Here is a 24,689-nt window from a genome sequence, read left to right as displayed (position 1 = left end):
CTACCTCGTTTTTAATGTTACTATCGTGATAATTGCCAAAATGATCGATACGATGAAAAAGCGCATGACGATTTTAGATTCGTGATATCCTTTTTTCTGATAATGATGGTGTAATGGCGACATCAGAAAGATACGCCTGCCCTCGCCATACTTCTTCTTGGTGTATTTGAAATAGGAAACCTGCATGATCACCGACACATTCTCCAATAAGAAAACACCACACAATACCGGGATCAAAAGTTCTTTACGGATAAGGATAGCAAAGGCAGCGATAATACCGCCGATAGCCAAACTTCCCGTATCGCCCATAAATACCTGCGCGGGAAAAGCATTGTACCACAGAAAGCCTGTACACGCCCCAACAAATGCACCCGCAAAAATCACAAGCTCACCCGAATTGGGGATGTACATAATATTGAGGTAGTCCGAAAAGATTACGTTACCGGACACGTAGGCTAGAATCGCCAAGGTAATGCCGATGATGGCTGATGTGCCCGTCGCCAAACCGTCAATACCATCGGTTATGTTGGCGCCGTTGGACACCGCGGTTACGATAAAGACCACGACTACCAAAAACACGATAAAGGTAACCAGATTGCCATTTAGGCCAAACGTACTGAGTACTCGCGCATAGTCGAACTCATTATTTTTATAGAAGGGTATGTTCGTCTTGGTTGACTTCACATTTTCCGCATAGTAACGTTCTCCTGTTTGCGTATCGGTCATGATTTGCACTGCGCGCGTGGATGTAGGATTCTTTACTTCCTGGCGCGAAACAATATCCGGATGGAAATACATGACGATAGCGATGAGCGTACCCAAGCCAACTTGACCGATTACCTTAAAGCGGCCGGCTAGCCCTTCTTTATTTTTCTTAAATACTTTGATATAATCATCCAGAAAGCCGATCGATCCCATCCAAATCGTGGTAACAATCATGATGAGGATATAAATATTATCCAGCTTCGCGAAAAGCAACGTGGGAACAAGGATGCCGGCGATTATAATCAGCCCACCCATAGTTGGTGTTCCTGCTTTTTGTTTTTCCCCTTCCAGCCCTAAATCGCGAACAGTTTCTCCTACCTGCCGATTGTGCAACGCGCGTATCAGACGCCCACCATATACGGTAGTGATTATTAACGAAACAATAACAGCCATGGCCGTTCGGAACGAGATATATTGGAACAAACCCGCTCCGGGAATGTGCACATGCTCTTGTAGCCAGGTAAATAAATAATATAACATTGCTCTCTATTATTGTTCGTTAAACGTTTGTTCCAAAACTTCTTTATCATCAAAATGGTGACGCACACCCTTTATTTCTTGATATTTTTCATGTCCTTTTCCGGCCACAAGCACGATATCTCCAGCCTGAGCTAAGTGGCATGCCGCGCGAATAGCTTCTTGACGTTCGGCGATGGTAAACACATTTTTTTTGTCTTTTGCATCCACGCCTGCTTCCATATCGCGAATGATCTGCAAAGGATCTTCTGTACGCGGATTATCGGAAGTGATGATTACGCGGTCGCTCATACGCACGGCCACGGCCGCCATTTCTGGTCGCTTGGTCTTATCCCGATCGCCGCCACAGCCTAACACGGTAATAATTTGCTGATTACCAGAACGCAATTCGCGAATGGTCGTCAAAACGTTCTCTACGGCATCGGGTGTATGCGCATAGTCCACAATACCTGTAATATCATTCCGTGATCGCACCACTTCAAAACGTCCTTCGGCACCTTGTATTTCACTCATCGCGGTTAACACTTTTACCGTTTCCTGCTCGAGCAAAATTGCCGCACCGTAAACAGCGAGAAGGTTGTACGCATTGAAGCCGCCTACCAATTTGACCCACACGTCATGCCCGTCAATGGTCAACAACATGCCGTCGAAATGGCTTTCTACCACTCTTGCTTTAAAATCGCACATACTTTTCAAACCATATGTCTTCTTATGCGCAAAGGTGTTTTGCAACATTACGGCACCATTTCTGTCGTCGGCATTAGTCAATGCAAACGCGTAGCGATCCAAATCATCAAAGAATTTCTTTTTTGCTTTGATGTAGTTATCGAACGTACCATGGAAATCAAGATGATCATGACTGATATTGCTAAAAATGCCCCCCGCAAAACGAAGACCTGCAATACGCTGTTGAACAACGGCGTGCGAGCTAACTTCCATAAAACAATAATCACAACCATCGTTCACCATGTCGCGTAAAAGTTCGTTTAATGCGATAGGGTCTGGCGTGGTGTGTGTTGACGGAATAATACGATCGCCTATTTTATTTTCTACCGTAGAAATTAAGCCTACGTGGTAACCTAATTTTTCAAAGAGATTAAAAAGCAAGGTGGCAACGGTCGTCTTACCATTGGTACCTGTTACACCCACTAATTTCAGCTCTTTGGACGGATCGCCATAGAAGTTAGTGGCCAACAAGCCCAGTACATAGGAGGTATCATCCACGAGAATGTATGTCACTGCACTGTCCAACTCATTAGGCAGCTCTTCCAAAACAATAACGGAAGCACCGTGCTCCACAGCTGTTGCTACAAACAAATGCCCATCGGTTTGCACACCCCGAACAGCCACGAACAACGTGCCCTTTCCGACTTTGCGCGAATCGAAACATATCGAATGCACATCGACATCGAGCGGCCCTTCGAGCTGCTTCACAGGGATAGCATGTAACAATTCTTTCAGCTTCATAGTTATCAATTCAGTGCCAACATAATTGGCGTACCTACCTTTAATTTCGATCCGGCGGTCAAAGATTGTGTTACCACTTTGCCGCGGCCAGATATCTTCGTTTTAAAACCTGCATTTTCCATGGTAAAGACCGCATCCGACAGTCCCATTCCCAATACATTAGGCACAACCCCCTCTTTCACTTGCACCTCAACAAACGGCACACCTTTAGCCGAGGTATCGGTAGGCTGAGCAAGCGCTGTCCAGCTTGACGGATGAAAACCTAAGGCTTGGTAAACGGCGTTAGACGCTTCCTTGGACCCCCCCAAAGTTAGCGGCGTTTTGCTGCCAGACGTATTCACACGTCGTGAGGCAAACGTACCATGCAAGGTCAAGTCATTCGCATATACCATGTCTGCTAATTCTTTAAATACAGGACCCGCAATGGCACCACCGTAGTAGCCTTTCCGTGGATTGCGGATCACGACAATCATCGAATACTTCGGATTCTCTGCCGGGAAATACCCCGCAAAGGATGATTGGTATCGCCTTGCGCCATACCCGCGCGCGCCATCATTCATTTGTGCCGTACCTGTCTTACCGGCAGACGTGTAAAGGGGCGAACTTAATTTTTTACCAGTTCCTTCTGTCATTACGCCCTCAAGCATGCCCTGCATTTTGCCGATAGCCGCTTTTGAGGCAATCTGCTCGCTGATGACGCGTGCCTCGAAACGCTCGACTGTATTTCCGAGGTGGCGAATCTCTTTAACAAATAAGGGAGCCACCATTTTGCCATCATTGGCTACCGCATTGTAAAGGGAAAGCATCTGAAGCGGCGTCAACCGAAGCTCATAGCCGTAAGCCATCTGCACAAGCGATAATTTGCTCCATGTCCGGCTATCCGGTGTTTTCACCCAAGGCTTTACCTCTCCAGGAATTTGTAACCCGAGTGCTTGACCCAGACCGAAATGATGCAACTTAGCCGTGTATCGTCCTGGATGCTCTCCGTAGTGGATATTCACCAGCTTGGCAACACCCACGTTCGAAGACTCTTCGAATGCTTCCTTTACGGTTAGCACCGATTTTTTCGGCGCATGGGAATCTTTTATCGTATGCGATGGAACTTTGTATGTACCATTACCGATGTCGACCCGCGTAGACGTATCTACTAAACCATCGTCCAACAAAGCGAGGTAACTAGCCAATTTGAATGTGGATCCAGGATCCGCCCCTTGCGCAATGGCGTAATTATACTTTTCCCGAAAAACACCCTCGCTATCACGCGTAAAATTGGCGATGGCACGAACCTCACCAGTTTGTACCTCCATCAATATGACGCAGCCGTTATCGGCATCGCTCGCTATAAGCTGTTTTTCCAGTGCACGTTGCGCCATATCTTGCATATTGACATCCAATGTAGATATGATATCCGAGCCATCCACTGGCGCTACTTCCACTTCCCGATTTACCGGCACCCATACACCACCTGCGATACGCTGCATAAGCTGCGAACCACTTTTCCCGTCGATATAGCGCCCGTAGGCACCTTCTAGGCCAACCAAAACTGTATCGCCTTTGGTATTTTTGTACCCTATAGTTCGCGCCGCAAGGTTGGTGAAAGGTAAAATCCGCTTATTCTCTCTCACCGTGACCAAACTGGTCGAATATCTTTTCTTTCCTTCTTTGAAAGAATGAAACAACGGAAACGTCTTAACAAGCTTTAAATCTTGATGGGAGACATTCCGCTTTATCAGCACGTAACGTGCTTTCTTTGCCCGTGCATTCTTCAGCATAGCCAAATATTGGCGGGCCGATTTATCTGCGAAATGAGTAGCCAAACGGGCAGCCAAAGAATCAACTTTTGAATTAAAGACATCATTAGCTTCTACCGGGATAGACATTGCATCAAAACGCAATTCATATTCCGGAACGGAGGTCGCCAATAAATTGCCGTCATTAGAATAAATATTCCCACGTGCCGCTTCGATTGATCGCTCCCTGATGGTCAGGCTATCCGCCATTGCTCGCCAATCTCCACCATCTACATACTGTAAGTGCAACAGCTTACCAAACACCAACAACGCGCCAAACACCATCAGCCCGAACGCCAGGTATACCCGAATAAGTATCGATTTCCTAATATTCATATGACTACGTGTTAACGTGTTATTACTTCTCTTTAACCACCTCTAACTTTATAGGCGGCTCCGTGCGCTCCCTTAATCCTAGGGTGTCTGCACGTTTTGCAATTTCGGTCTGCGTTGTTAACTTCATTAATTCCGCAGATAAGGACTTATAATCCCAGCTCAGCTCTTTCACGTCACGTCCTAATCGGTCAATAGATCTCACCGTTCGTTCGGCTAAATGCCGATTGGATATGTATACCAAACCCAATAAGGCTACAAAGGCCGCAAATGGTAAGTTTTTAGCAACCAGATAACTGGATAGCCTGTTCGTTGAAAAAATTGAGCGAAGAAAGTTTTGCGTTTCTTCGACCTTTTTCTCAACGGATTCGTTCATTTTTTCCTGAACCTCCTCACTTAATTCATTGTCTTTAATCGTATTTTTCGACATATTACGCTGAATTAAGGTTGCGTTCTGCGACGCGCAACTTCGCGCTGCGCGACCTATTGTTTATGGCCAGCTCATCCGCACTTGCCGTAATTGCTTTCCGGCTAATCACCTTGAATGGCTTTATTTCATTTCCAAAAAAATCTTTCTCTACCTCGCCACGAAACTTCCCCTTCTGCATAAAGTTTTTCACCAACCGGTCTTCCAAAGAATGATAGGACATAATGACCAAACGTCCCGACGGTTTTAGAACAGAAACGGTCTGCTCCAAAAAAGACTGCAGCGCTTCCAGCTCCTGATTCACCTCTATACGCAACGCCTGAAAAACCTGCGCATGATACTTATGCTCTTTGCCTTTGGGTACCAAGCGCTTTATCACATCCTTCAAGCCACTTACCGTAGCAATTTCAGCGGTTAAGCGCGCGGTTACAACGGTCTTCGCCAACGAACGCGCATTTTGGATTTCGCCATACATGCCAAATAGGCGATGCAAATCTTCCTCAGCGTAGGTATTCAGCACGCGCTTTGCATCCAGATCTGCAACTTGATCCATCCTCATATCTAGATCGGCATCAAAACGGATAGAAAATCCACGATCTGCAGAATCAAACTGATGCGAAGAAACGCCCAAGTCACCTAAGATCCCATCAACCTCTTTTACACCCAACAACCTTAAGTTGTTTTTTATAAATTTGAAGTTCTGGTGTACCAATGTGAAACGCGGATCGTCTATAGCATTCTTTACCGCATCTGGATCCTGATCAAACGCTATTAAGCGTCCGTTAGGCCCCAGGTGTTTTAGTATCTCGCGCGAGTGGCCACCGCCTCCAAATGTTACATCAACATATACACCATCAGGCTGAATAGCCAAGGCCTCTATACACTCTTGCAACATCACAGGCACGTGGTAAGCCGAAGGGTTAGTCATCCAAACCTCCTTCCAAATCAAAACCACCCATTACCTGTTCAGCCAAACCCGAAAAATCTTCCTCAGACAATGCGCCCATTTGCTCATCGTATTTCGCCTTAGACCACACCTCTATCTTTTCCAAGTTACAGGCCAACACCAAATCAGCCCCGACCTCTGCATATTCCAATAAACTTTTCGGAAACAAAACCCTACCCGCGGAATCCAACGTTAATTCTGTTGCACCGCTCATAAACTTGCGCACGAACTCCCGGTTTTTCGTCTGGAACTGATTAAGACGAGACAGTTGCTTTAATATTCTATTCCATTCGGTACGGGTATAGATCACCAAATTTTTCTCGAAGCCACGATTCACAACAAGACCCTCCCGCTCTACATCAGGCAGTTGCCTTTTGAGCGCGGCAGGTACCACCATTCTTCCTTTGGTGTCCAGCTTGCATTCGTATTCTCCAATTAAATAGTTCATTGTCTATGACCCTAATCAAATTTTAAATGTAAAAGTATACACTTTCTCCCACTTTCCCCCACAATACCACACAAAAAAGTTTTCCACATCGAAAACCGATTCATTACGCATATCGAAAATCAATAAATAAAAAGACTAAAAACAACATTATCAGCTTTTTAAGCTTCAATTTACTTAGCAAATATTTTTCAATAGGAGACTGGATGACGATTACCCTGCGAATGCAATTCAGCACACCGGAATACCCTTCGTCAAGCAAAATTCCGTATGAATTAATCGTTGGTGGGAAAAAGTGGCAGTAGAAACAGTTCTCGTGGCTTCGGTGGGAGAAAGTGGCGGTCTTTGTGCAATTATATACGCTATCGCGCACACCCATCACGAAAGACTCCTAATTTCATTAGGCAGATAAATGTTCGTTATTGTCCTTAAAATCCGATATTTTTGCTTACAATTTGATGGAGCGACACACCTTCTTTAAGAAAGGTGTCCTCACCTTCAACTTTCATTTAATTTTTAATTAGTAAAAGGAATGTATAGAAGTCACAGCTGCGGCGAGTTGCGCATAACCGACACAAATCAAGATGTCACACTAGCAGGTTGGGTTCAGAAATCCCGCGACAAGGGTTTTATGGTATGGGTAGATTTGCGCGATCGGTACGGCATCACGCAATTAATTTTTGATGAGTCGCGGACCGATGCAGCGGTTATCCAACAAGCAAAATCGTTGGGCCGTGAGTTTGTTATTCAGGTAAGGGGTACCGTTATCGAACGGGAATCGAAAAATAATAACATGCCCACTGGCGACATTGAAGTATTAGTCAAAGAGCTTACCGTACTAAACAGTTCAGAGGTTCCGCCATTCACTATCGAAGATGATACTGATGGCGGGGAAGACATCCGCATGAAATACCGCTACCTTGATATACGTCGCAATCCGGTAAAAAACAGCCTACTGTTTCGCCATAAAGTAACGCAAGAGGTGCGTAACTACCTATCCAACTTGGACTTTTGCGAAGTAGAGACACCCTATCTTATTAAATCTACGCCGGAGGGCGCACGGGATTTCATTGTGCCTTCTCGCATGAATCCCGGGCAGTTTTATGCCTTACCACAATCGCCACAAACATTTAAGCAATTACTGATGGTGGCTGGCATGGATCGTTATTTTCAGATTGTGAAATGTTTCCGCGATGAGGATCTACGTGCCGATCGCCAACCGGAATTTACGCAAATTGACTGCGAGATGTCGTTTATCGAGCAGGAAGATATTTTAGATGTTTTTGAAGGCTTGACACGGCACTTGTTGAAAAGCATTCATCAACTCGACGTGGAGAAATTCCCGAGAATGACTTTTGACGAGGCTATGCGTCGGTATGGGAATGACAAACCGGACATACGGTTCGGAATGGAGTTTGGCGAGCTGAATGCTGTAGCCCAACAGAAAGAATTTTCCGTTTTCAATAACGCCGAACTGGTAGTAGGTATTGCGGTTCCGCAGGCCGCAGGATATACGCGAAAACAAATCGATGAATTGATTGAATGGGTAAAACGTCCTCAAGTAGGCGCCAGCGGTATGGTGTATTGTAAATGTGAGGCCGATGGCACATTCAAATCTTCCGTTGATAAGTTCTACGATCAGGAAGATCTGGCCAATTGGGCCAAAGCGACAGGTGCGCGAGCGGGCGATCTTATTCTGATTCTTTCGGGGCCGGCGTATAAAACGCGTACACAGCTCAGCGCATTGCGCATGGAGCTCGGTAACCGTTTGGGGTTACGTAAACCCCATGAATTTGCGCCGCTATGGGTTATTGACTTCCCCTTGTTGGAATGGGATGAGGACACAGCGCGTTTCCATGCGATGCACCACCCGTTTACTTCGCCAAAACAAGAAGATATGCACCTACTAGACAGTGAACCTGGCAAGGTGCGCGCTAACGCCTACGACTTGGTTCTAAATGGCAACGAAATTGGCGGAGGCTCTATCCGTATCCATGATAAAGAAACGCAAGCACTGATGTTCAGGCATCTGGGTTTCACTGCAGAAGAAGCGCAGGAACAATTTGGATTTTTGATGAATGCCTTTCAATATGGCGCGCCACCACACGGTGGCTTAGCCTTTGGTTTAGACCGGCTAACGGCTATCTTGGGCGGGCAAGAGACTATCCGTGACTATATCGCGTTCCCGAAAAACAACTCGGGTCGTGATGTCATGATCGATGCTCCTTCTGCAATTGCAACAAGCCAGTTAGACGAACTGAGCATCGCTGTGCAAGCACCTTAGCCATTGGTCAACCCGCGTCGACCAAGTGGTCAAATAGAACCCAACTGTGCGGTCAAGTCGTACGTAGCGCTTTTGCGTAGGACTTGACCGTTACACAAAAACATGGTCCTGCAGCAGCGCATACTGCGCGAATGCAGGACATACCGGGAGCGGTTAAAGTTCATTATTGGCACTTTGTTTGCGCTAAAAGCATAAGCGAACCAACATAGAAGTTGACGTCTTTTTTATCCACAACAGCAGAGGACGGTACCCTAAATCGTTGTATCTTCCTGCCGTGCTGATTGTCTCAATACTAGTTTTTATCCTATGGCGCAAGAATTTGCAGAGCAATTTAGACAAGACAGTGCAGTTAAATCTTTTGACAAGGGTCATCGTGAGCTCATGCGGGTAAATACGGAAAAATATCTTGCCCGACTGGAGGAAGGCACCAACAAGTTTGTCGATCTGCAAAATTCGAAGAAGAAAACGCATCTATTGAAGTGGAAGACGCTGGAAAACCTAGATCGGTATTTACTGGATTTCGAAGCAAATTTTACACGCCGTGGCGGGAAAGTTATTTGGGCTAATGATGCAGAGGAAGCTCGTCAGGAGATTCTACGCATCATCGAACAACAGGACGCGCGATCGGTGTTAAAGGCCACATCGCTACTGTGCGACGAAATTGACCTGCTCAACTATCTCCAAAAAAACAAGGTTGATGTTGCCGAGACAGATTTCGGCGCATTTGTACTGGATTTGCTTCAGGAAAAGCCCTATCACATGGTGAACCGTACACTGCACTTGGAGTTTGAGTTGATCGCCAAATTGTTTCACGAGAAATATGGAACGCCTGCTGATGCCACAGCCGAACAGTTGGCCAACGCCGTACGTGAAATCATGCGGCCCAAGTACATGCATACAGAAGTTGGCATTACCGGAGCAAACTTTTTATTGGCGGATACGGGAAGCATTGCGATCACGGAAAACGAAGGAAATGCCCGGCTAATAACTGCTTTTACAAAAGTGCACATTGCCGTTGCCGGTATTGATGCCGTGATTCCTAGCCTCCTAGATCTCGGTCTTTTTTCGCCGCTATGGTCGTCGCATGCTTACGGCCAACCATCTGCAGTATACAACACTATTGTAAACGGCCCGCGACAGGCCCATGAAACCGATGGCCCAGAGGAAATGTATGTGGTCTTGATAGACAATGGGCGAACCGATTTACTTGCGGAAAAAGAACAACGACAGGGGCTGTATTGCATCCAATGCGGAGCGTGCGCACAGGTAAGTCCGGTCTACCAACTCATTGGCGGCCACACGTATCAAAGCGTGTATCCAGGTCCTATTGGCGCCCTGATCACGCCTTACATCCGCGGCAAAAAAGATTTCAATCACTTAAGCTTTGCTTCGCCCCTATCGGGCAAGCCCGATCAAGTCTGTCCGGTGAATATCGCGCTCGATAAGATGTTGCTATTAAACCGTAAGGATGCTATTGAACAGCGTCTAGTTCCGCAAACAGAGCGAAAACTCTGGCAGGGCTTCGCCTATTTTATGGAACGCCGACGTCTGCTTGATTTCTTCGGCGGCAAAACCAAGAACTTTTTCTTGCGAAATTTTTTCAAAAAATTGTGGGGTAAGCACCGCGAATTGCCCAGTTTACCGCAAAAATCGTTTTCACAGCAATGGCGAGAGCAGCAGAAAAAAAAGAATTAATACGGATCGACGTCAATCGATAAGCGTACGCCCTTATTGGTCTTATCAATCTCGAATTGCAAGATGGCCTGCTGTATTAACTCCTTCACTTTCGCTATACTGACGTTGTTCCTTTCGATTTTAAGCGTAATGGTCTGTATGAAGTGGTTCCGTACGCGAGATATTAAAGGAGGCTCCGGCCCTAACACCCTAGCGCCCAAATTCACACGCAGCAAGCTTCCTAGTCGAACGGCAGCATCGTGGGCGTGTTGCATATCGGTGTGCCTTACATCTATCCTTATAAGCCTGAAGAACGGTGGGTATTGATAATTTTTGCGCTCTTTGGCTTCGGTTAGAAACATGCCCTCATAGTCATGCTGGATTACTTGCTCGATTACTCGGTGATTGGGCGTATAGGTTTGCACGATTACCTTACCTTCGCTCTCACGGCGCCCTGCACGGCCCGCAACTTGAGAGAATAATGAAAAAGCCCGCTCGTAAGCGCGAAAATCCGGAAAATTTATCATCGCATCCGCATTGATAATACCAATGAGACTCACTCGACCAAAATCAAGACCTTTAGCAACCATTTGTGTACCAATCAAGATATCAAACTCATGATCGTCAAAAGAACTGATAATTTTATCGAAACCAAATTTTCCCTTCGTAGAATCCAGATCCAGACGACCAATCCGTGCTTGAGGGAGTAACAATTCCAATTCTTCTTCTACCCGCTCCGTACCAAAGCCCTTGCTTTCAATATGTGCCATGCCGCATGCTGGACAAACCTGAATGGGCGGTTCCATATGACCACAGTAATGACAGTGCAAATGATTGCTTGACTTGTGGTAGGTAAGACTTACATCGCAATTGACACACTTCGCTACCCAGCCACAGGTACTGCATTGCACAAAAGGTGTATGGCCTCTCCTGTTTTGAAATAAGATAACTTGCTCTTTCCGCTCCAAAGCATCGGCGATTCCTTGCACCAAAACACCGCTGAAATAGGAAAACATCTGCTCTTTGCGACCCTCTTCCGTAATATTTACGACTTGGATATTTGGTAATTGCGATTCCCCAAACCGTTGGTTAAGGAGAACCAAACCATATTTGCCCGCCTTGGCATTGTAATAACTTTCGATAGACGGCGTCGCTGAGCCTAGCAATACTTTGGCGCCATGCAGATGCCCCAAGTAGATAGCGGTATCGCGCGCATGGTAACGTGGTGCTGGCTCATATTGTTTATAGGAACTTTCGTGTTCTTCATCAACTACGATCAAGCCCAGATTTTGAAAAGGTAAAAACACTGCGGATCGTGCACCGACGACTACTTTATATTCGCCTTTCAATACCTTGTGCCATACTTCTGCGCGTTCGTTGTCGTTAAACTTGGAATGATACACCCCGAGTTTATCGCCGAAATGCAGCTTCAAGCGTTCCGTGATCTGCGCGGTCAACGCAATTTCAGGAAGCAAATAGAGGGCATTTTTACCCGCTTCGATGGCGGCTTCTATCAACCGGATATAGAGTTGCGTTTTACCAGATGCTGTGATACCGTGCAGCAGCACCACATCTTTTTCCTCGAAAAAAACATTGATTTGACGCAGCGCTTCTTGCTGCTGTAGGTTGAGTTCAAAATTTTTGGTTATCTCGACGTCTTCCCCGCCCAAGCGAGAAACAACTTTCTGTTTTAGTTCAAAAACGCCTTTGTCGATCAGCGAGGTGACGATACCGGCACTTACCCCCGTTGCTTCCATGATATCCTTTCGGGTAACTTCTGGGTTACTTTTTCGAAGTTGCATAAAAGCAAGTACAGCATCTTGCTGTTTTGGTGCTTTGTTTAACGAATCCAATAGAGCATGCCATGCTTCACCATCGGAAAACGTTGGTCCCCATTGCAGAAAAGACTTAAGTTTTGGCTTAAACCGGTCTTTTATTTCTTCTGAAATCAGGATAAATCCTTGGTCAAACAACGTCTTCAGTAATGGAAATACCGTTTTCTGCCCCAACAGCTTCACAATATCATTGACTGCGAGTTCGCCTGCAATATCCAACGCTTCCATCACCATAAACCCTTTATCGGATAGCAACGAGCGGTCAAGTCCATCACGGTCCGCGGCGACAATTTTAGTCTCACTAGCCATTTTTAATGCCGCTGGGAGAGCGGCTTGCAACACCTCGCCAAGAAAGCACATATAGTAGCTGGATATCCAGTCCCATAGCGCCAGCTGTTTATTATCCACTACAGCTTGCTCATCGATAACGTTGAGAATATACTTGGCTTCGTAGTTTAACGGGGCTTCATTCGTTATGCGGTAGACTACAGCTGCGTAGATCTTATTTCGGCCGAACTGAACGATCACTCGCTTTCCGATCGCGATATGCTCGTTCCACTCTGCAGGAACGCGATAGGTATACGTTTTTGCGATATACAACGGTAAAATAACTTCTACAAATAGTGTTTCCCGTTCGCGATGAAATAACGATGCATCAGACATAAAGACAAATGTAAAAAAAGAAGCCCTCACTTTTTAATAGATGAAGGCTTACTCTATACGGTTACCGTAAAATTAATGTCTATTTCGTAAGGCGGCAACGAAAAGGCCAATCCAGCCTACGATAAAACAGAGCCCGCCCAATGGGGTGATTGGCCCTAACATAGACAGGCCTTCCATACCGATCAACGATCGAATGCTCATCAAATACAATGAACCGGAAAACAGGAAAATCCCTAGCACGAATGCGAAAAATGACACGCGGATTGATGCATTTTTTGCTCTGGAAAACGTCGATAAAAAAAGGAGCGCCAAGGTATGGTAAAAGTGATATTGATTCGCCGTTTTCCAGGTACCCAAATGATAATCACTTATTTTTCCATCTAAACCATGTGCTCCAAAAGCTCCTAATATAACAGCGGTAAGCCCCAAAAACGAGGCTACTAATATAATTTGTTTATTCATAAAGGAGATAAAGTTCTGTTATGTATGTTTTTTTTGCGCGTATAAATGTATAAAATTAAAAGCACATTGCATTTCAATTTTTAGATTTCTTGTGCGCTGGGCTTTTCCAACACGGAGGTATTCGGCTATTTTATATCTGCATTATTTTTTATTTTTTTATTTTTGAGCCTGTTATAGATTTTGTGCGCAATGAGAAATACCATTATCCTTACTATTGTTTTATTCATCGCCGTTATCGGCGCTTCTATATACTATTTTTCAGATTTACACGGAGAAAAGAAAGAAGTGCTTAGGCCGCTCACCTTTTTGCCCAGAGAAACATTTCTCATCAGCACGTTTCACAACGATGCGACGACGGACAATATCTTCAAAGATTTTGAAATCTTTGAAGCGTTGGTGGGAAAAGCTGAAATGAGTCAATGGAAAGTGTGGAAAGACAAGCTCTTGCGAAATACCATCTTGCAGCCCTATGTGAATGACGCGGACATGTACGTTTCTTTTCATCCGGAAAAAGAAAAAATCGTGTCGCTAATAACCGTCCCTACCGCAGAAACCATCGCGCCAGAGACCCTAGCCGCCCTTATGGAGGAAACTGCAAAAACATTTAAAATCTCAGAAAAGGACAGTCTAGGAGCACGCATTTACCAGTTCGACAAGGGGGTAAAGGATAGCATCTTCCATGTGGTGTATCATAAAAATATATTTTTCGCCAGCTATTCGGATAGCCTTATCTATAAAGTCATTGATAATAAGCAGCCTAAGCTGGGCAAAAAAGCGATCGATTATTTTGTAGAAAACAACAGTCGAAACTCGCCCCTAAGCGTATACTTTGTCCACGAGCAGATCAACGCCATTTCGACCCAGCTTTTACGCAAGAAACCAGGGAGCTTTCTACAGCTATTTGATAGTTTGGGTGGTCAATCGGCCTGGAATCTTAACTTCAAAAACGATGCGTTAATTTTGAGTGGTGAAAGCGAGACGGATAAAGACCTTACGCATTATCTAGAGACATTTAGCCATCAAGCAAAGACTACCCAGCGGCTTTTCAACTATTTTCCGGAGAATACCGCATCTTACCTTTCTTTTGCGGTGAGTAATAGCGGCCGGTTCGAAGCGGATTTGAAAACCATGTTTGAGAGACGAGGTGAGTGGGAGAAATTGTCGGCATCCTTCCAAGACTTGGAGCGTCGCAGCGGTATGTCCATGGAAAACGATATACGTGGCATTTTCGGAAACGAATTTGCGGTGCTCGAGCAGAGCAATCAAACCTCGATCGGATTTATTACGTTGAACGACTCGAGCGCATTAAGCAAAAACATCGACAAAATCGCTTCAGAGGTCGGTGATTCCATCTTTCGGTTTGACTATGCTAACATCCCCTATGCTTTATTCGGCGATCCGCTAAAGTCTTTCTCGCGCCCCTACTTCGTACGTCTAGGAAACACAATTGCCCTTGCAAACAGCATGAGTTTACTGCAAAACCTACGTCAAGACTGGCGACGTGAAAACCTACTGATTAATACCCTAGGGTTTAAGAATTTTGAGAAAATACAGGGAAACGAAGCAAATATCACATACTTTCAACGCACGCGAACATCGGCGACGTTGCTTAATAATTTATTAAAACCCGCCTTTAGTCGTAATTTCCAGAACGAAGATGATTTTGGTTATCAGGATTTCTACTCGTGGTCTGCGCAGATATCCGGCAATAATGGCGACTTTCTATCGAGCATTTACGCCATTTATAAGAGTAAAAACGCGCTTGGAGCGACGCCTGATTGGACCTACGAATTTGACAATAGGCCGATAACGGCACCTTGGGTGTTCGAACATTCGGACACCAGTCAGTTTATCCTTATCCAGGAGCAAGATCACCGGGTACACGGCATACATCCCAGCGGTAAAAAGCTTTGGTCTGCCGTGTTTCATGGTAGAGTTGTTGGCGATGCGCAACAGCTGGCGGATCGCTCGATCGTCTTAGTGACCGACAGAAACCAACTTTACCGATTCGATACCCATGGCAATGGTTTCCCAGGGTTTTCACTACACTTATCCGACGAGCCCACCTACACCCCTACCATAGCGGAATTGGATGGGCAACAGCTTATTCTTATCCCTGCCGGAAAGAAACTGCTGGTCCATGCAGTGGACGGAAAAAAGGTAGGAGACTGGGAGGCGCTAACGCTAGCCGGTAAAATTTTATTTGATGTAAAAGTCCGCGACAACTTCGTCTATCTTGGCACGGACAACGGGCACTTCTACAAGCTCGATGCAAAAGGAAATGTGATTAGCGAAGAAACGCTGGATGGCAGCTTCTTCCGAAGCCCGATTGCTGTCGTTGACGGGGAAAATAAATCAAGCGCTATTGTGGCACTTGATACGACATCGACACTCGTTACCATTCGCTTCGACCAGAATCCCACCAAACGAAAGATCGGTGCTTGGGGAAATCGGGCGCTGATCAGCCTAGATGGTGAACGCACGCAAACCGCGAAGCGACTAATTGCTATTGCCGAAAAGAAACTATTCGTCACAGGACTGCCAGATGGTAATCCCATTTTCGAATATACATTCACCCAATCGGTAACCGATCGTCCACAAATTTTTAAAAACACCACTTTTGGTGATCTGATCGGAATCTCCTCGCGAGAGAACACACTTCTTTATTTATTCGACGAGAAAGGCAATGTGATCGATGGATTTCCAATAGAGGCTTTGCCGCAATTCTACTTTGGGAAAATTGATTACAATAGTGCAACCTATCTTTTGTGTGTGCGACGCGATAAAAAACTATATGCTTTTAAAAACTAAATAGCGCTACGTGAAGACGTATTCCCTTCTCTGCGCGTCTTTATCAGACGAGCAGGCTTGTTTTTAAAAAATTTCCTGAACCAACAAAATTATAGTAGGTTTGCAATCTTAGAATATTTATGCTGAAAGGACAAAGACATTTACAATTACTTGCCGAACCTAAGAAAATCGTTATCACAACGCATCATAAACCAGATGGTGACGCTTTAGGCTCATCCTTAGGTTTGTATCATTGGTTAAAATCAAAGGGGCATAGCGTGGAAGTCGTTTTATCTTCTGATTTTCCCACATTTTTAGATTGGATGCCTGGCCGCGAGGATGTCATCATTTATCCTCATGCGGCAGAGGAGGCAGCACGGCTGTTAGCGGAAGCTGCTATCATCTTCTGTTTAGACTATAGCGCCTTGAGCCGCACGAACATTCTGGAACCGCTAATCGTGAATGCACCGGGGGATAAGTGGATGATTGATCACCATTTAGATCCAGAGGACTTTGCTTCGCTGCGTTATTGGGATTCAAATGCGGCGGCAACGGCACAACTTATTTATACATTTATTAGTGAGGTTTACGAAGACAAAGACGCGATTACGGCAGAAATTGCGACTTGCCTGTACGCCGGCATTATGACCGATACAGGGTCATTTCGATTTCGTTCAACCACGTCAGCCGTACACCATATCATCGCTTCGCTTATTGAAGCAGGTGCAAGAAACTGGGAGATACATGAACAGATATACAACAGTTCGACCGAAAACCGTCTCAAGTTTTTAGGATATTGTCTGTTGAATTGCCTCGAAGTCATTCCAGCCTATAATACAGCGATCTTTTCGGTAAGCAAGGAAGATCTTCAAAAATTCGAAGTGACAACAGGTGATACGGAAGGGCTCGTAAATTACGCACTCTCTGTCAAGGGAATTCGATTAGCTGCGTTATTTATTGACAGAACTGAATTAATTAAATTATCTTTGCGTTCAATTGGAGACATTCCATGCAATGAAATTTGTAAAAAGTATTTTAATGGTGGCGGACACTTAAATGCATCCGGAGGGAGTTCCAGTGAGGAATTAAGTCAGGTTGTAAACAAGTTCAAATCCATTTTACCGGAATATAAAGAAATATTAACAAAATAAATTTAGTGATTAGATCAGAAAAATGAAGAAATCAATTTTATTCCTTTCGGCAGCTGTCACCCTGTTGGCGACCGCAGCATGCCAAAACTTCAAAAAAGGTGATGGTGGTCTTGAATATAACATCGCGAAGGATGCAGGAGCAGAAAAAGCAAAAGCTGGCGATTTGTTGTCTGTAGATATGATTGTAAAATCCGACCGTAATGACTCTTTATTACAAAGTACATACGACATCGGTTTGCCTCAAATAGTCAATATTGCACCAGACTCAATTCCAGGTTTATATGCGGGTGACTACAACTCCATGTTTAAACTTTTAGGTGAAGGCGATAGCGCTATTTTTCGTTTAAACTTAGACACGATGGCTGCAAAAACAGGCCAGCCTAAACCCGAATTTGCTGATAAATTTGTAACCTTCACGGTTAAAGTTAGAAAGCATTTCAAAAAAGGAAATCTTACCGATTCCGCTCTTTATTCCCAAATTGACAGCTACTTTAAAGGTGAAATCGAAGGGTTGAAAAAATCTGAAGAAAGCAAATTATCTAAATATATTGCTGACAAAAAGCTAGAGCCTAAGAAAACAGCTACGGGCTTGCAATATGTTATATCGGAAGAGGGAAAAGGAAACAAAGTTATGGTTGGCGATACCGCTGTTGTGAAATACACAGGTAGGTTGGTAAACGGCAACATCTTTGACACCAATAATGCTGAACTTGCGAAAAAAGAGAATAAATTCAACCCAATGAGCCCGTATGAGCCTCTTCGTTTCCGTGTAGGTCACGATCCAGTCATTCAGGGATGGACAGAAGGTTTCCAATTGTTGAATAAAGGAAGTAAAGCAACACTACTTGTACCTTCAAGCTTAGGATACGGTGAGCGTGGTGGTGGCACCATTCCTCCATACGCACCATTGGTATTTGAGATAGAATTGGTAGATGTTATTCCTGGACCGAAAACAGACGCTCCTACTGCAGATTCTATCGCAACAAAGAAATAAGAATCTTATTAAATCCATAACGAAAACGCCAGATCATTAAAAGTCTGGCGTTTTTTTATGTTCCGTTAGGTCTTATACTATGAAAAGCCTAAATTTAGCGCGTTATCCTTTAGAATATGTCTACGGAATCCTATATACTTACCGACACACACACCCATATATACTATCAAGCGGCTGCCTTCAAACTTGACGAGCACATGTCGCGCTGCTTGGAGAAAGGTATAGACCGCTTGTTCCTACCGAACGTGGACAGTGCCTCCATTCCCGCCGTTCTTGATACGGTAAAAGCTTACCCAAATAATTGCTTTCCGATGCTTGGGCTGCACCCCTGTTCAGTAAAAGAAAATTTTAAGGAAGAGTTAGCCACTATCGAGCGCGCCCTCTCGGAGACCAAGGTGTATGCAATAGGCGAGATCGGGCTGGATCTATACTGGGACAAAAGCACGCTGCAATGGCAACGAGAAGCTTTTCGCATCCAGGTAGGCTGGGCGAAAGCCTTGGGGCTTCCTATCGACATCCATTGCCGGGAAGCCTTTGACGAGCTTTTCTTGCTCTTGGAAGAACTGAAGGACGACAAGCTTTTCGGCGTGCTCCACTGCTTTACCGGAAACACCGAGCAAGCTAAAAAAGCCGTAGGCCTGGGTTTCCTTCTGGGGATCGGCGGTGTAGTTACCTTTAAAAATTCAGGTTTAGATGCTGTCGTAAAAGATATAGACCTTGAGCATATTGTGCTGGAGACCGATGCCCCCTATCTTGCGCCCGTCCCGTATCGTGGTAAGGAAAACGAAAGTAGCTATTTACATTACATTGCAGAAAAGCTGGCGGATATCAAAGAAACAGACGTTGCGCATATCGCTCAGGTCACCACAGCCAATTCAAAGAGAGTTTTTGGAATTTAAGTGTTAACGATGCAAAACATATTTATTATTTACACAGGTGGAACCATCGGCATGGTTAAAGATCCGGAGACGGGTACATTTGTTCCATTTGATTTTGAGTTGATCGCCCGCAATTTACCTGATTTGGCCCGTCTGAATTATAAGTTGACGATTCATTCATTTAGTCCGATCATCGATTCATCCAACATGAATCCCGCTATTTGGGTGCAGATGGCCCAGATCATTAGCGATAATTACGAACATTACGATGGTTTCGTTATCCTGCACGGATCGGACACGATGTCGTTCTCTGCTTCCATACTAAGCTTTATGTTGGAAGGCCTTCAAAAGCCCGTTATCCTTTCGGGTTCACAGCTCCCCATTGGCGAAATACGCACAGATGCGCGCGAAAATATGATGACGGCTTTGGAAATTGCCTCGGCAAAGGAAAATGGTAAATCCATTATACAAGAGGTATGTATACTTTTTGATAATAAGCTTTTCCGCGGTAATCGCTCCTTTAAATACAACTCGGCGAAATTTGAAGCGTTTCGTTCGCCCAATTATCCGGTGCTCGCAGAGGCCGGCATTCATATCAATTACAATCGCGAAGCACTATTGGACAATACCGATAAGGAGTTCATTATGCACAGCACGCTTGATAATCATGTCGGTGTTTTAAAATTATTTCCCGGTATAAGCCCCACATTTATTCAATCCATCTTAGATGCGGATGTACGAAGTATTGTGATGGAGACCTTTGGCTCGGGAAATACCATGACCGATGAATGGTTTTTAGATATGCTTTCAGCGGCTGTAAAAAGTGGTAAAAATATTCTTGATATTTCGCAGTGTAAGGTTGGCTCGGTTGAACTAGGACGCTATGAAACTTCGCAGGGACTCAAGGCGATCGGTGTTTTAAACGGCTATGACATGACTTTTGAAGCTGCCGTGACGAAATTTATGTATTTGCAGGGACAGCTGCCGGATCAAGAATCCGTGGCCTATTGGATTGAAAAGGACATTAGAGGAGAGCTAACGGTAAACGACTAGGTCTACCGCTAGCTTTTAGAAAATTTCAAATTCCCGACTGCCCGATCGTCGGGAATTTTATGCGGGACAAGCCTCTTTGTGGCGTCTATCAAATAGATGCTTCACGCGCTTTAATTTATAGAAATCGTAGAGCGCGATGACCAATAAGATACCACAGGTGAGGTAAAATGTTCCGTTTGCCAAATATAAGTATCCAATTCCTCCGAAAACACCACCAATCACGTAGGAGATCATGATGGTTAGCAGTAAATGGAACTTATCTACTAATGCTTTGTTCTGCCTGTTCTGGCGTTTGCTAAACATGGAAACCAACAGGGCAAGATCTGTTGTCAAGCCGGTGAGATGCGTTGTCTTCACAACTGAATTTGAGATGCTGGCTGTTAATCCATTCTGCAAGCCCATGGCAAACAACAAAGCTGCCACCAAAAATTCAGTTTCCTGCAAGGAGTTGCTGTAAAAAAAGTCGAGGTAAAGCCCTACGAATAGGATACTCAAAAATTCGAGCATGACAGGTATAGCATGCGAAATATACTGGCTCCAGCGGCCCCGTCCCTGCACGATAACAAAGTTGGACAGGAAACTTCCCAAAAAGAATAATAAAATCCACAACAATACAACGGCGCCTTGGTACCAGTTTCCTTTGCTGAGTTCCTGCGCAAAGACGGCATAATAACCAGTTATATTCGAGGTAAATGCAAAAAAAACAGTCACCGACGCAACGTTGACCATACCGGCAGAAAACGCGGTTAGCGCACCGAGTTTAACGTTATCACTTAATGTTCTATGATTACTATATTTTCTTAGCATATTGATCTGATGGATCTTTCCTTTCTAATACTATTTCTATGATACCCTTTACTTGCAAGTCGAAGTTGAGGTGCAACACGAGCTTATCATTGCTTATCTGCTGGATTTGGAAGCTTTCAATTTGTTTTCCATCTTTTCGAAGTTCCAATACATGCCCCCTCCCTTTGATCAACCACTCAATCTTGCTGTTTTGATTGGTGTCTGCTGATTGAAGCTGTCTGTTTTCCTCGAACTTCCATACGCCCAAATGGAGCTCTTCAAAATCCCGTAAGATCTCGCGCCGGAGGCCTTCTTGCAATTGCGAATTTGATGCCAGTTCTTCAGAACCATTATCTTTTTCCAAGCGCCATTCTTTTTCGACCCATTCACCTTGGATAAGGCGTTCTGGATTTTCATGATACATGACGACTAAACTGCTCCCAATCAACAGTAGTGCAATAAAAATATAGTTAATCTTTACCAATACATCCCTACTCATAGCTTACACCCCACTCCTTTCTAAAGAATATACTGTCCATGCTGTCTATTCCCTCTGAAATTTGCTCGCGCAATACAACTGGAATAATAATAGGCCCAACATCAGCAGCATTCTTTTTTAAAATTTCTGTAATATCAAACACACCTCGATCTTTCGGCGCGAACGTATAGCCTTCCGGCACGACGATGTGTGTCACTCGGCTACCTTTGAAATAGTTACGCAAATAACGTCCGTTTCTTGAGATCAAGAGATCGGAATACATCTCTGTAATACGACTCTTAAACCGAGATTTTATCATTTCACAACCTTTGATAAAATCCTCGTTCTCCAGCTTCATCAGATGATCTTCTTTCGTGATCCCCAATAAACTGGTAATCGAGTCGCCAATATCGTATCCACAAGCGAGTACAAGCTCTACCTTTTGATCTGGAGTTGTCTCCATATAGTCCAAAACGATTCGCAAAGAATCTACACTAAAATCTGTTGGTACAAGAACGCGTGCTATATTTGCCATACTGTAACTTTTTTTCAAAGTTACGGTAGCGACATAGCAATGAAATGAAACCTAGATTAGTTTTCCATTAGACTTTGCGGCGAGTTATTAGAATAGGATTAGAAAACTTCGCTGTATTAAAATGGGATTAAAAGTGCGATCGAAATGCATCTTTCCCGCCGGAATGAATTGGAAACAATGGATTGCATGCTTAACTAGCACGACGCTATGCTAGCCTCATGTTTCGAAGCAATCGAGGATCTATCGTGGGAATCTCTATCCTGACCGTGGTTCCCTTACCGAGCGATGAAGAGACAGAAAGTTGGCCATTATGCATTTTAATGATATTTCGCGCCAGAGGCAGCCCAATACCATAGCCCGAAAAATTTGTGGTATTGGATGCTCGGAAATAAGGGTCATAAATATAGGTTAATTCCTCTTCGGGAATTCCGATTCCTTCGTCCTTAATTAATATTAATACCCCATTATCGAATGCCCCCAAGGCAACGTAGGCCGTATTGTTAGCGGAATACTTGCAGGCATTAGATACGATATTGGAAATAGCTAATTGCAATAGCGGCGCCGAGCCATTGACCTTTAATTTCATGCTATCATCCGGCAGCATGCTGAAATCTGTTTTTATCCGGAAGTGTTCATTAATAGCCTTCACGGTCATTTCGGCATCCATCACAATTTGGTCGATACGGACGGGTTTGAATGTCTGGTTGTTATTTTCAAAGCCTGTACGGGCCAACAGCAACAGTGCGCTTGTTTTCTTTTCCAGATTTTCAGCGGCATCAGCTATTTTTTGTATCGAGTGCTTATACTCGTCCACACTGCGTTCCTTGGATAATGCCAAATCCGCGATACCGATAATCGAGGTTAGCGGTGTATTTAACTCATGGGAAGCATTACTCACAAAATTTTTCTGGGTTTCGAATGATGTCTCGATGCGCGTTAACATCTTATTGAATGTATCGGCTAACTTACCCAACACGCCTTTCTCGCTCCCCACGGTCAAACGTAGGTATAGATTTTCGGAACCTATTTTTTCGACCTCCCCTATGAGTTCACTGATCGGCTTGATGAATGAGCGCTTTACAAACAAGGAGATCACAATGACGAACAACACCCCAAGGAGTACAGCAATGATCAACAGGTTGCGTAGGTAATTTAAGTGATGGGTGTAAAAATAGTTCTCGGCGGAGACGCCTAAAATAAAGTGTTTGTCTTTTTGGAGGTAGTATTTTGTGGCGTAAAAGGTATTGCCTATTTTGAAATTGCTTGTTGCATGTTTATCAATCCGGCCCCAGAGATCTTTATCGAAGCCGCTACTGTGGACAATCCGGTTATCCTTGTCAAACTCAACGATGAATTCTTTCTGTTTGTCCAGTTCTTCTACATAGGTCAACGACCATTGTATGCCGCTACTTTTGCCATTAAAAATCCTTTCTGCAGCTAAATTACGGCGCAGCTCTAAGCGCTTGTAAAAATCTGTAAAGGCAAAATTGGTTATGGAATAAAAGATAAAAACTACGAAAGATACCGTGTAAATCACTAATATCGCGATAAGCCCATATAGAATCTTGTTGTAGTTACGCATCTAATTCTCGATTTTTAGTACATAACCCATACCGATAACAGTATGTATGATCTTTATTGGTGTTACTTTCTCAATTTTTTTTCGAAGATAGTTCACGTACACATCAACCACATTCGAGCCTATATCGAAATTTATTCCCCACACCTTGTCTAGCAGCTCACTCCGTTCAAAGACTTTCTGCGGAGCCTGAATGAACAAAAGTAAGAGGCGATATTCCGTCGATGTTAAATTTAAGTCCTGTCCCTCCGCATAGGCAATTTTCTTGTAATCATCGATTTCCAGAAATTTGTACGTAAAAAGACGCTTTTCTGCTGCCTGAACCTGTTTCGTGATTTCTTGCTTCCTTCTTATCAGTGTGCGCACGCGTGCTTTCAGCTCGATCAGTTTAAAGGGCTTCGATAAATAATCATCGGCACCGCTGTCTAAACCTAACACGACATTTTCCGGGCTTCCCAATGCCGTGACCATCAGAATGGGCAAATCGGTATAGCCCAACAATCTAAAATTCCGACAGATTTCCAAGCCATTCATTTCGGGAAGCAAAACGTCTAAAATCACCAGACTTACCTTGTTGTTTTGCAATTTGTACAATGCATCTTCATACTTACTGGCATGCAACACCTGATAGCCGTCTTCCTCTAGTCCCTGGATGATAACCTCGGCAACATTTTTCTCATCTTCTACCAATAATATGCGTTGTACATCCATAAGCTATTCTTCACCATAATAGGTTTATAAGAGCTAAATTATGATATTTTAACGATAATCCCTCATAAGACGGGAGGCTTTCCTTACCGCCTTTCCTTACGTGTGATGCAAATCTTGCCCTATGCCAAGCGAGTTCGCCTAAAATATCCGTACATTGTGTGTATCA

At 44.3% G+C, this 24,689-nt stretch carries 20 protein-coding genes; 7 read left to right on the top strand and 13 right to left on the bottom strand.

Annotated elements, in window-relative coordinates; all coding sequences use genetic code 11:
- From mraY to mraZ, 6 genes are read right to left on the bottom strand one after another with little or no spacing between them, the layout of a single operon-like run.
- Entirely contained in the window at positions 1-1,245 is a 1,245-nt protein-coding gene (mraY, locus tag B0I21_RS05175) for a phospho-N-acetylmuramoyl-pentapeptide-transferase (RefSeq protein WP_133639390.1), read from the bottom strand.
- 9 nt (positions 1,246-1,254) lie between these two features.
- Positions 1,255-2,709, bottom strand: coding sequence for a UDP-N-acetylmuramoyl-L-alanyl-D-glutamate--2,6-diaminopimelate ligase (locus tag B0I21_RS05170; protein ID WP_133639389.1), 1,455 nt, complete (start codon positions 2,707-2,709; stop codon positions 1,255-1,257).
- Between the two features lie 5 nt (positions 2,710-2,714).
- Entirely contained in the window at positions 2,715-4,835 is a 2,121-nt protein-coding gene (locus B0I21_RS05165) for a penicillin-binding protein (protein WP_133639388.1), read from the bottom strand.
- Positions 4,836-4,857: 22 nt separating this feature from the next.
- Positions 4,858-5,262, bottom strand: coding sequence for an FtsL-like putative cell division protein (locus tag B0I21_RS05160; protein ID WP_133639387.1), 405 nt, complete (start codon positions 5,260-5,262; stop codon positions 4,858-4,860).
- Between the two features lies 1 nt (position 5,263).
- Entirely contained in the window at positions 5,264-6,187 is a 924-nt protein-coding gene (rsmH, locus tag B0I21_RS05155; RefSeq protein ID WP_133639386.1) for a 16S rRNA (cytosine(1402)-N(4))-methyltransferase RsmH, read from the bottom strand.
- Positions 6,180-6,653, bottom strand: a complete 474-nt coding sequence (gene mraZ / locus B0I21_RS05150; protein ID WP_133639385.1) for a division/cell wall cluster transcriptional repressor MraZ — start codon at positions 6,651-6,653, stop codon at positions 6,180-6,182. Before mraZ ends, rsmH begins: the two co-directional genes overlap by 8 nt.
- A 529-nt stretch (positions 6,654-7,182) precedes the next feature.
- On the opposite strand from mraZ, the gene aspS reads away from it, so the two are divergent.
- Positions 7,183-8,934: an aspartate--tRNA ligase gene (gene aspS, locus B0I21_RS05145; RefSeq protein WP_133639384.1), complete on the top strand. Its 1,752-nt coding sequence runs from the start codon at positions 7,183-7,185 to the stop codon at positions 8,932-8,934.
- A gap of 306 nt (positions 8,935-9,240) precedes the next feature.
- Positions 9,241-10,629 (top strand): LUD domain-containing protein, encoded by a 1,389-nt coding sequence (locus tag B0I21_RS05140; RefSeq protein WP_133639383.1) that lies wholly within the window; start codon positions 9,241-9,243, stop codon positions 10,627-10,629.
- Here the strand turns inward: B0I21_RS05140 and priA are convergent.
- Positions 10,626-13,106: a replication restart helicase PriA gene (gene priA, locus B0I21_RS05135; protein WP_133639382.1), complete on the bottom strand. Its 2,481-nt coding sequence runs from the start codon at positions 13,104-13,106 to the stop codon at positions 10,626-10,628. The genes B0I21_RS05140 and priA overlap by 4 nt on opposite strands.
- Positions 13,107-13,178: 72 nt before the next feature.
- Positions 13,179-13,568 (bottom strand): DUF423 domain-containing protein, encoded by a 390-nt coding sequence (locus tag B0I21_RS05130; RefSeq protein ID WP_133639381.1) that lies wholly within the window; start codon positions 13,566-13,568, stop codon positions 13,179-13,181.
- Between the two features lie 189 nt (positions 13,569-13,757).
- Between B0I21_RS05130 and B0I21_RS05125 the strand changes: the two genes are divergently transcribed.
- From B0I21_RS05125 to B0I21_RS05105, 5 genes are all read left to right on the top strand, one after another.
- Positions 13,758-16,379 (top strand): PQQ-binding-like beta-propeller repeat protein, encoded by a 2,622-nt coding sequence (locus tag B0I21_RS05125; RefSeq protein WP_133639380.1) that lies wholly within the window; start codon positions 13,758-13,760, stop codon positions 16,377-16,379.
- 119 nt (positions 16,380-16,498) lie between these two features.
- Positions 16,499-17,509, top strand: a complete 1,011-nt coding sequence (locus B0I21_RS05120) for a DHH family phosphoesterase (protein ID WP_133639379.1) — start codon at positions 16,499-16,501, stop codon at positions 17,507-17,509.
- Positions 17,510-17,531: 22 nt separating this feature from the next.
- Positions 17,532-18,503 carry an FKBP-type peptidyl-prolyl cis-trans isomerase gene (locus B0I21_RS05115; RefSeq protein WP_133639378.1) on the top strand — a complete coding sequence of 324 codons (972 nt, stop codon included), beginning with the start codon at positions 17,532-17,534 and terminating at the stop codon, positions 18,501-18,503.
- 116 nt (positions 18,504-18,619) lie between these two features.
- On the top strand, positions 18,620-19,402 hold the full coding sequence (locus B0I21_RS05110) for a TatD family hydrolase (RefSeq protein ID WP_133639377.1): 783 nt from the start codon (positions 18,620-18,622) through the stop codon (positions 19,400-19,402).
- Between the two features lie 9 nt (positions 19,403-19,411).
- Complete coding sequence (locus B0I21_RS05105) at positions 19,412-20,434, top strand: asparaginase (RefSeq protein ID WP_133639376.1); 1,023 nt, start codon at positions 19,412-19,414, stop codon at positions 20,432-20,434.
- 57 nt (positions 20,435-20,491) lie between these two features.
- On the opposite strand, the gene B0I21_RS05100 is transcribed toward B0I21_RS05105, so the two are convergent.
- The 5 genes from B0I21_RS05100 to B0I21_RS05080 all read right to left on the bottom strand — a co-directional run bounded on the left by B0I21_RS05100 (position 20,492) and on the right by B0I21_RS05080 (position 24,523).
- Positions 20,492-21,241 carry a YoaK family protein gene (locus B0I21_RS05100; protein ID WP_133639375.1) on the bottom strand — a complete coding sequence of 250 codons (750 nt, stop codon included), beginning with the start codon at positions 21,239-21,241 and terminating at the stop codon, positions 20,492-20,494.
- Positions 21,225-21,719, bottom strand: coding sequence for a hypothetical protein (locus tag B0I21_RS05095; RefSeq protein WP_133639374.1), 495 nt, complete (start codon positions 21,717-21,719; stop codon positions 21,225-21,227). Before B0I21_RS05095 ends, B0I21_RS05100 begins: the two co-directional genes overlap by 17 nt.
- On the bottom strand, positions 21,712-22,233 hold the full coding sequence (locus tag B0I21_RS05090) for a hypothetical protein (protein ID WP_133639373.1): 522 nt from the start codon (positions 22,231-22,233) through the stop codon (positions 21,712-21,714). Before B0I21_RS05090 ends, B0I21_RS05095 begins: the two co-directional genes overlap by 8 nt.
- 205 nt (positions 22,234-22,438) lie before the next feature.
- A complete protein-coding gene (locus B0I21_RS05085) occupies positions 22,439-23,815 on the bottom strand; it encodes a HAMP domain-containing sensor histidine kinase (RefSeq protein ID WP_133639372.1) in 1,377 nt (458 codons plus the stop codon).
- On the bottom strand, positions 23,816-24,523 hold the full coding sequence (locus B0I21_RS05080) for a response regulator transcription factor (protein ID WP_133639371.1): 708 nt from the start codon (positions 24,521-24,523) through the stop codon (positions 23,816-23,818).
- Between the last annotated feature and the right edge of the window lie 166 nt (positions 24,524-24,689).

The organism is Sphingobacterium paludis (genome assembly GCF_004364125.1).
GTDB classification, from domain to species: domain Bacteria; phylum Bacteroidota; class Bacteroidia; order Sphingobacteriales; family Sphingobacteriaceae; genus Sphingobacterium; species Sphingobacterium paludis.
This window is presented reverse-complemented; position numbering and strand designations above follow the sequence as displayed.